12 protein-coding genes are annotated in these 12997 nt (G+C 45.9%); 3 read left to right on the forward strand and 9 right to left on the reverse strand.

The features are described from left to right. Positions 1-5: 5 nt before the first annotated feature. Genes INP83_RS06685 through INP83_RS06695 form a run of 3 tightly spaced genes read right to left on the reverse strand, consistent with a single transcriptional unit; the run spans position 6 to position 1982 of the window. Positions 6-380: a hypothetical protein gene (locus tag INP83_RS06685; protein ID WP_219126795.1), complete on the reverse strand. Its 375-nt coding sequence runs from the start codon at positions 378-380 to the stop codon at positions 6-8. A gap of 47 nt (positions 381-427) precedes the next feature. After that, positions 428-1495, reverse strand: a complete 1068-nt coding sequence (locus INP83_RS06690) for a DUF932 domain-containing protein (protein WP_219126796.1) — start codon at positions 1493-1495, stop codon at positions 428-430. A 31-nt stretch (positions 1496-1526) separates the two neighbouring features. Further along, entirely contained in the window at positions 1527-1982 is a 456-nt protein-coding gene (locus tag INP83_RS06695) for a single-stranded DNA-binding protein (RefSeq protein ID WP_219126797.1), read from the reverse strand. 385 nt (positions 1983-2367) lie between these two features. Here INP83_RS06695 and INP83_RS06700 point away from each other — a divergent pair, with 385 nt between their 5' ends. Beyond that, positions 2368-3435 (forward strand): PAS domain-containing sensor histidine kinase, encoded by a 1068-nt coding sequence (locus INP83_RS06700; RefSeq protein WP_219126798.1) that lies wholly within the window; start codon positions 2368-2370, stop codon positions 3433-3435. A 128-nt stretch (positions 3436-3563) separates the two neighbouring features. On the opposite strand, the gene INP83_RS06705 is transcribed toward INP83_RS06700, so the two are convergent. The 6 genes from INP83_RS06705 to INP83_RS06730 form a co-directional block, all read right to left on the reverse strand. Continuing rightward, the gene (locus INP83_RS06705) at positions 3564-4655 is read right to left on the reverse strand and encodes a PepSY domain-containing protein (protein ID WP_219126799.1); all 1092 of its coding nucleotides are present in this window, start codon (positions 4653-4655) and stop codon (positions 3564-3566) included. An 8-nt stretch (positions 4656-4663) separates the two neighbouring features. Beyond that, positions 4664-6844 carry a TonB-dependent siderophore receptor gene (locus INP83_RS06710; protein WP_219126800.1) on the reverse strand — a complete coding sequence of 727 codons (2181 nt, stop codon included), beginning with the start codon at positions 6842-6844 and terminating at the stop codon, positions 4664-4666. A gap of 105 nt (positions 6845-6949) precedes the next feature. Next, positions 6950-7918, reverse strand: coding sequence for a DJ-1/PfpI family protein (locus INP83_RS06715; RefSeq protein ID WP_219126801.1), 969 nt, complete (start codon positions 7916-7918; stop codon positions 6950-6952). Positions 7919-7930: 12 nt separating this feature from the next. Then, positions 7931-10279 (reverse strand): TonB-dependent receptor, encoded by a 2349-nt coding sequence (locus INP83_RS06720; protein WP_219126802.1) that lies wholly within the window; start codon positions 10277-10279, stop codon positions 7931-7933. Positions 10280-10408: 129 nt separating this feature from the next. Then, a complete protein-coding gene (locus INP83_RS06725; protein WP_255563269.1) occupies positions 10409-10765 on the reverse strand; it encodes a hypothetical protein in 357 nt (118 codons plus the stop codon). A 216-nt stretch (positions 10766-10981) separates the two neighbouring features. Beyond that, positions 10982-11350 carry a response regulator transcription factor gene (locus INP83_RS06730; RefSeq protein ID WP_219126804.1) on the reverse strand — a complete coding sequence of 123 codons (369 nt, stop codon included), beginning with the start codon at positions 11348-11350 and terminating at the stop codon, positions 10982-10984. Between the two features lie 245 nt (positions 11351-11595). On the opposite strand from INP83_RS06730, the gene INP83_RS06735 reads away from it, so the two are divergent. Beyond that, a complete protein-coding gene (locus tag INP83_RS06735) occupies positions 11596-11955 on the forward strand; it encodes a response regulator transcription factor (protein WP_219126805.1) in 360 nt (119 codons plus the stop codon). A 1-nt stretch (position 11956) separates the two neighbouring features. After that, entirely contained in the window at positions 11957-12481 is a 525-nt protein-coding gene (locus INP83_RS06740) for a DUF892 family protein (RefSeq protein WP_219126806.1), read from the forward strand. Positions 12482-12997 lie beyond the last annotated feature (516 nt).

The following is a 12997-nucleotide window of genomic DNA, read 5'->3' on the forward strand; positions in this document are numbered from 1 at the left end:
TCAAATCAGTTAAATAAGAGATCAACCGCCAGTTTAAATTTCGGGTCGCTGTGTTTCCCTTTAGTCGTGTATTGCAGTAAGAGGTGGCTCATAAAGATGGCACCATAGCCATCGAAAAGCTGTTCTGCGAAAACGACACTGCTTTGTTCCAGTTTACGGCCATATTTCTCGATCCTCAAATGGGCATCTTTGGATAGTTCTATCCAAAATGCTGCTGTGAATAATTGATCTTTCCAATTTTCGCTGATAATATCTGCATTGTTAGCGATAAACAGGCAGGTCTCACGGGCATAGTTAAGGAACTGCGGTATTTCGGTCAGCATCAGGGCGTGCAGCAGTCTTGCTTTCTGCACGTTGTTCATTGCTTTTAAGGGTTGCATTTTTTAATGTTTAGTAGATGCAGGGGATCGCTCCCCTGCATAAAGGGTTAATTTAAATTGAGTGCGTCCGCACCGTTCCTGGCAAATGAGGTACAGAGGTCAAATGCGACCTGCGCGCGCTGTTTGGCAGTGCCATCCATGATGCTTTTCAATTTTGCATCGCCGTCCTTGAATTTGCGGACATTTTGATAGTAGCCCGTAATGGCGTTGTAGGCACCGAACAGCGTTCCTGCGGTCGTTTCCATTTGTTGGGTCGGGTCACCCATCGCATAAGTAAATGCGCTATCCACGATATTGGTATACGTAGTGGACAATTTGTCCAGCAAGCCCAATTCGAGGTTGTGTATGACCTCTTTGTTAGGAGCCATTGCGACCTGTATCAACTTTTTGACCTGCTTATCCGTGATGCGTACCCTTGACCAGTAATTGAACAACTCCTGTAATTCCTCGCCTGCCTTGTGCGAAATGCCCATCAGTGTGTGCGCCTGTTTAAGCCTGTCATTAGCAGAAGCGGTGTGCCTTATTTTAATGCCCGCGCTTTGGTTCCTCATGGCAGCGTTAAGGGTATTCTGACATACTACGCGCACAGGTGTAAAGGCTGCGGTGATCGAGCCAAAGCCATCATGCGAGGTGGTCAGGAACAGGTACTGTTCGATCAGGTCTTGTTTGCCGACCTGTATATGGTCAGGTAATTTAGCCGTAATGAAGATGCGCTCACCCTTGCCTAATGCGCCTGCGGTCTCGTATTTGATACCCTCGCCACCACCGACGATAGCATCAAAGAACTGGAACGCATCGGCATTCTGTACCACTTCGTAATCTTTGCCCACTACACCCAATACGCTGTTGTTATCGTTGCGCACGGTCGCATAATAGTTCGGTACAGCTATTTTGCTCAAGGCGAAATCCGGGTTGATCTCGTTCAGTTCATTATTCAGTTCGTTGGTGAACAATGGCCTTTTTTCCACCTGATAGTCCAATCCCGCAAAGCGCATCGCTTCCGCGCTCGTTGGGTGATCGGCTACGATCTGCCCTAATCCGTGCCATGCTTTTTCCTTTACGCTGAAAAAACTGTGTTTACCTGTCTGCTCGTTATAATTCAAATGGTGTCCCATGATCTTCTTTTTTTAATTTGTGAATGAATGGTTAGTTACGGTTCGCTTTACGTCCTCCATTGCCTTTTGATGAGTTAGCAGCCGATGCGCCAAGCAGATTGATCTCGCGCGTGTTGAACTGCAGGCCTGCCATGAGTTCACCGTCCCGTGACACCCATGCTTTCGCATACATTTCACCTGAAAGCTGCACCAATAGCCCTTTGGTCAGGTAGGGGGCGATCTTCGTTCCCCGCCAGTAAGCGCAATCAATAAAAGTGGTTTGTTGCCTGCGTTCGCCGTCCACCTTGTACGTGCGGTTTAGGGCCACCCTGAACCCTGTTAGTTCCTTGTCCGAGTTGGTCTTTCTCACGGCAGCGTCCGCTACCAGTCTTGCTGTAATTTCCATGTTGTTAAAATTTAAATGGTTTCTGAACTGCTTTCCTTGTTTGCCCTGCGACCCTTGCGGCCTGAATTTTTTCAAAAGAAAAAAGGGAAAAAAAGAAAGCACTGGGAGCCGTGACGGGTAAGGGACGGGAGAACTATAAGTCCCGGAGGGTGGCCGCAGCGGAGCGGAGGACATTATGCGTTCGTACGGTCCGGCCGTTACGACCTCCGCGTCCTTTTTTACCCTTTTTCTGAAAAATGAATGATCAGTTTATTTTCAGTGTGAGATCTGTTGACTTTTTATTCGTTGGAAATTTTGCTGCTATCGTTTTCCTAAAGTTGCTGCGCTGTGTCATTGCAGTTACGCTGTAAGCAAATTGCTCAGAAGCCGAATCTTCAATTATCTTGTCAACGCTCAGTGTTTAACGGACCATGCTTTTTTACTAAGCTGACTCGTCCGCAAGTTTCTGTTCGCTAATATTAATAGTATCTTTATAGAAATTTATTTCATGGACCAGGATCAGACCTTATTCGTTTCACAGGAAAGTTTGGACATCGCGTTGAACCATGCCAAACTCGGATTTTGGGAACTGGACCTCGTTAATACCAAGATGACCTGCACACCGCAATGCAAGATCAACGTTGGTGCGGAAGGTTGGGCGACCGTGAGTTATGAAGACCTGATCGGTAACATCATCCCGGAGGACCGGGAAAAGATGCAGGCTGATGTCGCCGTTGCCATGTCGCCGGGCCAAGGAACCTATCACTCTGAGTATCGGGTCATTCATCCTGACGGAGCACTTCACTGGATCGAGGCTAACGGAAAGGTCCTTTATGAAAATGGTGAACCGATCCGGATGGTCGGGACCACGCTGGATATTACCGCAAAAAAGGACATGGAGATGCTGAAGGATGAGTTATTGAGTACGGCTACCCATGAATTAAAGACCCCTGTGACGGTGATCCGTGGCTATCTGCAATTGCTTCATAAATTTGTACAGGATTCGGGCGACGAAAAGTTCACGGAGATCTCCCGCAAAAGCCTGTCAGCGGCAGAGCGGATGACACGACTGCTTCAGGACATCTCCGGTCCGGCAGGCCGTAAAGGCGATCAGCTTGTATTACAGAAGCAACCGTTTGACGTTCATGCACTTTTGCACGAGATCGTAGGGAGCATATCCATCGTCAGTCCAACACATTCCTGCCACGTCAAATGTTCAGACCCTGTCTTCATCTCAGCTGACCGGGACCGCATCAGTCAGGTCCTGATCAATCTCCTTACTAATGCAATTAAATTTTCACCTGATTCTTCCGGTATCGACATAATGGTCGATGATATGCAGGATCATATCATGATCAGTATCCGGGACCGTGGGATCGGGTTATCCGGTACTGAATATGCCAAAGTATTTGAAAAGTACTACCGGTCTGAGAGCGTTATCAATAAGATCGAAGGCTCAGGGATAGGGCTTTATCTATCCAGTGAGATCATCACCAGGCATGGCGGTCGTATATGGGCAGAGCAACCTGAAGATAAGTTGGGAAGCAGGTTTGTCTTTACTCTGCCAAAACCCTGATCGCAAATTCAGGGATTCCTGTTATTACAGACCTGTCAATGATAATTTAAGGTGCCAGATCGTTCCCAGACGGGGGCGGACTGATCAAGTCTATGTCGATCAACAGTAACTTCATTTGGAAAGTACATCTATGAAGATCTCTTCAACCAAAGTAAAGCACCCGTCACCGATAAAAGCCCAGGCAATAATCCAAGAACAACATAAAACCAACGGATATAGTCGCCCCCATAGAAGCCGATATGCAGGTTATAAACCTCGGTTTCGAAGCGCTGATCAAAGCCTTGCTTATCGATATCAGACAGTTTTTTAAATCGCCCGGTTACGGCATCAAAAGACAGGCCGCTGGCCTTGCCCTGTAACAGGAAAAAGCCTGTTGTCGGCAGCGACCCTCTAACCAATACATCAACTCCTTTGGTTGTCGGAATATTTACGGCGATCGGCTTAAAACCGGGTGCGATCTTTTTAGCGCTTGCGACCATCGAATCGATGTTTGCCGGTACGGTATAAGCTGCCTGGTATTTTGGTAAAGTCCATTGTTCCGGGGTAAAATATTCCTTCAGCATCCAGAACCCGGTAAAAAATAAAACAGCGGTAAAGCCCAAAGACCAAACACCTAAAATGCGGTGCAGTGATGAAACAGCCGTGCGCCGATTCTTTAAATTCAAACCGGCCCTCAACCGGAAAGCCTGCCAGAAATGTTTACGGTAAACAACAGCACCTGTTAATAATGATAACAGCATCGCGATACCCATCATACCACTCAATAGCATACCGGGTATACCCAGCTGTAAACTGTAGTGCAAGGTATATAGCCAACGGAAAAACGAAGGCCTTAACGATCCGTAACTGCCTTCCCTGATGATCTGCCCGGTATAAGGGTTAACAAATACATAGTACAGGTAATTATCCGTCAGCTTTTGTTGCCGCTTGTACAGCATGAATTCGTAACAATCAAATTGATCTGCCGGAAAATCATGTATGACTAATTTTCTCAGGTTCGGATGCGTACGTAACACCATGCGGTAAAGCTGGTCAGCCGGTTGTGGCTGACCAGCAGGCTTTATCCGGTGTAATTCCGGGTTAAAGTAGCGGTCCAACTGGTGCCTGAACATCAGCAGGGAACCGGTGATACCATAAAGCAAAAAGAACAAACCTGCAAAAAGCCCAATCCAGCCGTGCAGCTTAAATGCCGTTTTCGTTAATCTCTTTTTCCAGGCCATCTGATGCACTAAAAGTTAAAGCCTAAATTCAATCTCAACTCACGCGGCGGATATGGAACATAGGCATAGGTGCCCACGGTACCGGATGACGGCGTGATCCAGGCACTGCCATAATTGAAGCGGTTCAATATATTATTGACAATGGCATTGACCGAGTAACGGCCATTCGTCCAGCCGAGACCACCGTCCAGTCTAAATACCGGTGCCAGTTCCAATTTTTGCAGTTCATACCGTCCGGCACGTCCTACCTGTAACTGGTAGCCGCCGGAAACCGAGAACCCTTTTAGGGCAACACCCGGTAGCTGATAGTTGAGCCAGGTATTCTGGATATGCTTCACCCGGAACGGGGTTGCCAGGCCTACACGCAGCGGGTTGGCATCTTTGGAAATATAACTATCCGTATAGGCGTAATTCACCACGGCATTGAGGCCTTTTATGATCTCTCCCTTCAAATCGAACTCCACACCTTTAGACAGTGTCTGGCCCAGTTGGCTTTGAATATTGGTCGATGGATCGGTTACTTTAACATTGTCGCGAATGATACGGTAAACCGAAACGGTGGTATTCCACTTGCCGCCTGCCCAGTCTTTCTTTAAACCTGCTTCCAGATTTTTTCCTCTTAATGGTTTAAATGCTTCGCCGGTTGTAGTACTCACGCCGCTTTGCGGGGTGAAGGTCTGGTCAAACAGCCCATATACCGAAAAATCAGGCAAGAGGGAGTAACTTAGGCCAACTTTAGGTGTGAAAGCGGTGTTATCGGTGCTGCCCAAACCTGTTTTTACCGGGTTTTTCTGTACGTCCGTATTGGAAGAAGTCAGCCTGGCCGCGAGTGTCAGGCGCAGCTTATTGTCCAGCATCCCGAGCTCATCCTGTGCGTAAACCGCCTGGTAGCTGATGGATTGCTGATCGGTCGCTATATCGGACAGTTTACCTGTGCGGACGTTGGGATCAAAGCTGATCCCGTATACCGGGTTATAGGCATCCAATGGATACAGGGTTTGGTTAGCGGTCGGGTCGTTAGATCCGGAATAGGATAGAAAATGCTTGCGGTTCACGTCAATACCGCCCAGGAAATGGTGACTTAAGATACCTGTATTGAACTCCCCGCTGATATAAGGCTGTATGGCGAGCACGTCGGTATTCAGCCGCTCATAGGTAGCCCGGCGCATAATGAGGTCAGGCTGCTGCGCGTTGTATCGTGAAACAAAAAAATACGTACCCTCCAGATGATCTTTGGCATAGGCCGTTTTTACCGTGAGACGCCAATGGTTGTTCAACTCGTTGTAATAGCTCAGGAAGCCATTGTTCTCGGTTGATCTAAAGGGTTGCTTGTTAGGGTCATTGATCGTAAAATCGCGCGGCAGCGAGGCAAAGCCATCCGGTGCAAACACAGTTGCAAAGTATTGCTGAAACCGCTGGTCCTGATAGATGTATTCTGCTGAAACAGAGGAATGATCATTGATATTATATTTCAATACCGGGTCCACCGTTACTTTATCATTAAAGTTATATTTCTGGAATGACCTGTCTTTTTGCCCGACGGCGTTGAGCCGGTATTGCCATTTACCTGTCCGGTCCAGGTTGCCATCCAGATCAGCGCTGAGTCTGTACAAATTGAAACTCCCGGCAGTAAAGCTGAGCTGGTTGGAGCGCGTCCCCATCGGTTGTTTGGTCAAGACGTTGAAGGAACCTGCGGGGTCGAACAACCCGTTAATGAAACTGGACGGCCCTTTGATGAATTCTACACGCCCGATGATGGCTGCGTCCTCTGCGCTTGGCCCCGCATAGATCATGGAAATATCCATCCCATTACGTAAGGGCGTGATCTGCGCGCCCCGCATATACACGTAAGGCGTGTACAGGTCGGCATTGTTATTACGCACGGCACCGCTCACATTCCGGGTGATACTTTCATTAAGGCTGACGGCCTGCTGGTCCGTGATGATGCTCTGGTCAATTTCCTGGATGTTTTGTGAAAGCTTCAGCAGCGGCGTATTCACTTTTAAAGCATTGGAAGCCCTGTCCGTTTTATATCTTTTATAATATTTGGAGGTAACGGTTACCTCTTTCAGGTTATGCGTGGCTGTATCTTTTTTTACAGAAGCCGTGTCTTTTTTTGCCGGTTTAATTTGTTGTGCGTAAACACTGCCGGATAGTAAAAGGCTTATGATGATTAAAAGTTTATTCATTTAACTATTTGTTCTATGGATAGCCTTAGCCGGAAATGTTTTGAAAACCTGCCGGCAATTGGCACATCCTTAGTTATGATTTGTCCAAAAAATAATTGTTATTCGTTAGTGTGTATGCAACTGATACGCGGTCGGATTTTTCCTGAAACCGGCTTTACAGCGTGCGGAGCAAAAGCCGATGATTTTGCCTTGGTAATGCACGGTATCGGCATAACCGGCTAAGGCCATTCCGCAAACCGGGTCTTTATCGTTATCAATTTTAGCTTTTGCCGCTGACTTTTCAGGATGCAGCAAAGGATCTAAGGCGCTATCGTACATGGTGCGCACACTTTCGACGATCGCTTTATCCGTATTGTGCTCACTGCCACCTTTAACCGGCGGTTGCGGGTCGTACTCCAGGTCAAGCATTACCGTTTGGGTATACTTTTCACCCATAATGTCGTTGATTAGCCCCAGGCTCATATCAATACCTGCAGAAACGCCTGCACTTGTCCAGTACTTCCCGCTATGCACATAACGCTTGTCCTGCGCCGCAATACCGAACTGATCTTTCAGGAGCTGCTTGCCATACCAATGCGTAGTGGCCTCTTGGTCTTTCAACAGGCCGGTTGCCGCCAGTATCCAGGCACCGGTACAAACACTGGTGGTGTACTTCGAATGGGCATCGATGGCTCTGATCCAGTTTAACAATGCGGTATCCTTCGTAGCGGCATAGGTCTCATTTAATCCTCCGGGGATCACCAGGATATCCAATTGCTTTACTTCGTTGATGGAGGTGTCACACAGTACTTTCATACCGTCACCGGTAGTGATCAGTCCTTTATGACGCCCTACAAAAAATACTTTGGCACCCATCAACTCACTCAGTACATGATATGGGCCCATCGCATCCAGTACCGCGTAATTATCATACAGCAGGATGCCTACCGTTTTGATCTGCACTTTTGGTTCCGGTAACATGGCTGCCATTTGTTCTTCCTGGCCTTTTGGTGAGGCAGTTCCTGTATCTTTTGATTTGTCTTTACACGCGGCGACCATCAGGATGAGGGTCGCTGCAAAGAATAGTTTTTTCATCAGCTTTTCTATTTAAAATTTAGCGATCAAAGTTGTTCCGTAGGTTCTCGGGCTGCCCAACAGGAAAGTGCCGAAGGAGCCGTAAGCCACGTACTTTTTATCCGTGATGTTCCGCGCCCAGAAATTCAATTCAAAGTTCCTGGTGCTGATGCCCGCTTTGGCGTTGAATAAATTATAGGCAGGCTGGCTTAAACCGTTCACAAAATCAAAGTAGTATTTGTCGATATAGCGATATTCACCACGAACGAAAGCCGCTAATTTTTGCTTGCTGCCCGCGAAATCATAGGTGTACTGCGCTGCCAGCATCGAGCTGATCGGCGGCGTGTTAATAGGCTGATCGCCTTTATAATTCACTACTGCTTTCGCATCTGCACTATATAGCAATAGCGAAGCATAACGCGCATGGGAATAGCTGGCATTCCAGTCGATTTGCAGGCCTTTTACCGGCAGGGCCGTTACTTCCAGTTCCACACCCTTATTATGCATTTCACCCACATTCAGGATCAGCGCGTTAATGCCGTCCATGGCAGTACTGATCTGCTGGTTATGCTGTTCGAGGTAAAAAGCGGTCAGGTTGAATTTTAGCTTATTATTGAAAAGCATGTTCTTCCAGCCGATCTCGTAATTATCCGAATGCTCCGGCTGGTAAGGAACTTGCGCCGGATCGGTCGCATTGGTGTTTAAGCCGCCTGCACGAAAGCCCCTTGCATACGAACCGTAAAGCAGCATGTTATCCTGCAATTTATAGCTCAGTACGAATTTGGGCGTCACCGCGTGAAAGCTGGCCCGGTAATCCGCATTCGGGGTTAATAAAGTTGCCGGGGCAGGATCTTTCTGGTAATCGGTATACTGGCTAAGTCCACGATTTTCGTGGTCGTACCGTATGCCCGCAGTGAAGTCCAGTTGGTTAGTTAACGAATAGGTCGCCTGCCCGAAGAAAGCATAACCTTTGTTGTTGCCGCGACTGTTACCGATGGTGGTAAATGGCGCGCCGGAAGCAGGGTCAAACTGCACATAATCCGGCCCGTAAAATGTCGGCGTGACCGTGTGGAGATTTTGCGTGAAACCGTAGGTGCCGGCTACCCATTTAAGCTTACTCTGACTTGCGGATGGAGAGCTAAATCGAACCTCCTGTGTAAAAACGTGCTGCCGCTGATCAGGGGCAGTACTCAAAGCATCTAATGGGCTGAAATCATAGTCAACGCCCCGTCCCTCGTAGTACTCATGCCAGTTGATGTATGAAGACACCGAAGTAAAGTTAAAATTCCTGCCATAGTAGTTGGCCGCCAATGAGGTGTTGAAGTTGTTCCTTCGTTCCACATTGGTGTTGTTGGTATTGACCTGGTACGGTTTGGAAAAGACATCTTCAATTGATCCTACCCAAGGGAAGCTGCCTTTGTCATTATCGTTCTCCGTTTTGACATTCAGCGCAAGCGACCATTGTTTAGCCGGGATATAACGCAAATTAAAGTTCCCGGAATAATCCTCTCTTCGGTCAAAACCGCTTTTCGTAAAATCATTATAATAGATCGAGCCGCGGTGATTGTAGGTAAACGAACCGCTGGCAAACAGCTTGTCTTTGATGAGCGGTTCTGAAAGACTGACCGTATAACGTTGTTGTCCGTAATTCCCAAAAGTCATTTCCGCGTAGCCGGACGGCGTATTACCCGGCTGTTTGGTGGTGATATTGACCACGCCGCCGTAAGCATTACGGCCATATAAGGTTCCCTGGGGGCCGCGCAGGATCTCAATGCTTTGCACATCATTGAATAAAGGGGGTGCTGAAAAGTAGTCGAACTGGTAAACACCGTCCACGTAAGTAGCTACGGCCTGTTCGTTGGAAAAGCCCATTACGCCTCGAATGTTAAAGAAATTTGAGCTGGTGCTGTTGCCATGTTCTACGACGAACAGGCTTGGCGCAATGGCGGTCAGGTTGGTGATGTCCCACAGACGGTACTCCCTGATCTGTTTAGCATCTAAAGCCGTGATCGCTGCCGGGATCTTTTGTATCGCTTCCTGGCGCTTTTCGGAAGATACCGTTACTTCATTCAATTGACTGCTGCTTTCTGCCAGCTTAACATCAAGAGTCAGCATTTGGCCTTTTCTTAATTCAAAGGCTTTCAATTGCGAGGCGTAGCCGATGGCTGAAACACTGATGGTATAATTCCCATCATGTAAATTATCGATGCTGTATTTTCCCTGTAGGTCTGTCAGATCGCCATCATTGGTATTGAGTAACTTAACGGTTGCCTTAACAATGGCTTCGCCGCCCGTAGCTGTGACCGTGCCCTGCACTTTTGCAGATTGGGCAAGTACAGGTACGGTAAATAGAATAATAAAAAAAGTATATAAAGATTTCATCAGATCGCGTTAGTGGCCATCGGTAACGCACAGCAAAACAGGGCTGCTTTATCCGAAAGCCGAATAAATAATGGTCGCATACAGACAAACCGTAGTTTGTCGCATCGATACAGTAAATAGATATTGGTATTAAGCGATCTTCTTGGGTGGTCTGAAGATGGTGTCAATATAGCGGCTGCTGTATTGATAGGTGTAAGCGGGGAAACCGCTTTCGGCTGTCTCTAAAATTTTAGGAGCTATAGATGCAAATTGAAATGATTCCTGAAAAAAGGAAACTTCCAGGCGGTTCAGGTTGTCTTTCGCTTCCTGCTTTTTCTCATTTTCCTGGGCCTGGTGGATCTTTTTCATGAAATAACACTTGCCATTACAGTGCATCCAGGGTCGGTAACGGTTAATACAAAGCGTTTCTGCGATATACTTTTGGTTCATCTGAAAACCGGCATATACCATAAACATTGAAAAGTTGGAACTGATCAATGTTAACATTAGCAATATGGCGGTAAACCGTTTGAACATCGGCGCAAAGGTATATCATAAATACGCTGAGTTTTCAAACATTTTATTAAAAATATTCAAAAGGATGAACGTTTTGATAATAAAACAAAATGAGAAACGGACAAAAGTTTATTCCACGAATACATCAGCTTAATTGAGCCTCCGTATTCATTATATTAATTATTAGGGAAAGGAATTTGTTAAAAATCAAGCAAGCTTGAAAACCTGCTCTACTAAATCAGTCACATCAAATGGCTTTGAAATGTAGTGGTCAGCATTACAGTATTTTTCGTGTCTGGTATGCCAGCCATGAGTTGCCGAAACAATAATGATCGGGGTATTAGCGGTATCGTCAGCACTTTTTAAAGCTTTACAGATATCGCGTCCGTCCATATCACCAAGCATAACATCAAGCAATATAATATCAGGAGAAAACGAGCGGACTAACTGCTCAACATCTTTGCCGTTATCAGTGGTCAGCACCTCACAACCCTCCGAATCAAGCACGATACTGATGATCTCCAGGATATCATGATCATCATCAATAACCAGTACTTTTTTCTTTCTGTTATGCATTTATACTTTGACTAAAAATATTAACCAAAATCATTCAACTTAGTTTTAATTTTTGATGTTCAGATAAATAGGTTGTTTGTTATATAAACAGGACAGCATATAAAAAAATCGAAGCAGAATTGGTCTGTGAGTAGTATGGGATCAGACTTACGCTGCTATTGCAGCCTCTCTTAAAGGATTTTGAAACATCAGGCGTACGTTGGATATGTTTTTGCTCAAGGTTATTTCGGAAAGTGAGCAAGCTGATGAAAAGAATTCTTGTTATTGATGACGACGAAGATCTGCTCGAGATGTTTAACATCATCTTTAGAGAAGCAGGGTTTAATGTAGTCACTGCGAACCACAGTGACACGGCAAATCGCATTTGGGAGATTGGTCCTGACCTGGTCATACTTGACGTAAGGTTGAAAAATTCACCGGAAAGCGGAGCAGACATTTGTCAGCGGATTAAGAAACGATTTGGAATCGCAAAAATTCCTGTATTATTGGTTTCTGCGGAAACCGATGTTAGTCAGATCGCATTTAATTGTGGGGCAGATGGTTTTGTAAAAAAGCCTTTTGATATTCCCAGCCTTTTACGTGAGATCCAAAAAATGATCAATTGAAATGGAAGAACAACCCGGACCGGCGAAAGCCATTACCCTTGGGGAAGAAAACTTGAGAAGATTTTTTGTAGGGCACCTGAATGTGATCTATGCTGCCAAGTCACATTTGGTTCTAAAGCTTCCGACAATTGTTGAAGAGGTACACTACCATGACCTGAAGGAGGGTATTTTAGATACCATCAGCGATGTACAGAAACAAATGGTCAGGGTGGAGATGATCTTTGAAATGATCGAGGAAAAAATGGACCCGGTAAGCTGCACCGGTATGGTCGGCATGATTGACGAAGCCTTTGAGGCGATCGGCCGTCACAGGGATGCTGATCATGGTTTGCGGGATCTTGCTATTGCCAATTATATGCAGCAGATAGAAAGTGTGGAAGTAGCTTCCTTCCAGATCTTAGAGATGGCTTCAGTAAAGATCAAAGACAAGCAGATCAAACATCTATTAAAAGAATGTTATGATGAAGCCCGTGCCGACCGAACGTTAATGTTACTCATTGCTGCTAAGTATATTGTCGCTAAGTGATTGCTTTTGCCATTATGATCTAATGATCGAAGAAAAATATTTTATTCTTAAGTATTCTCTTGATCTAAGGACGTTTCATAAAATATTCGTCTATTAGCTGGTGCTAAAAGCTCGACATCATCGTACTTTCATAGAAAAGCAGATATTCCGGCATTATAAGCAAGCGCAGCATATAGAGAATGGTCCCATATCGAAAGCATCTATGTCTTGATGACTGGGAATTCTTTGCAAACTTCAACTGTCAACTCCAGACCACCTTTCGGGGCATATTCATATCGGACAGCAATACATCACATCGAACTCCCTTTCGCAGCAAGGCCAGCAACTCAACGCCGTCTGAGGCTGATCCTTTAATTTCAATGTCCTTAAAATTGACTAAATAATTGATCAAACCAAGATTGACTATTGGGTGGTCTTCAGCGATAATGATAAGTATCAATAATTTGATAGGCTTAAGATCAACAAATGTTATGTAGTTCCGGAAGCAGCATCAACTATTTATAGTATAAATACTCT

Source organism: Mucilaginibacter sp. 21P, from assembly GCF_019331605.1.
GTDB lineage: Bacteria > Bacteroidota > Bacteroidia > Sphingobacteriales > Sphingobacteriaceae > Mucilaginibacter > Mucilaginibacter achroorhodeus.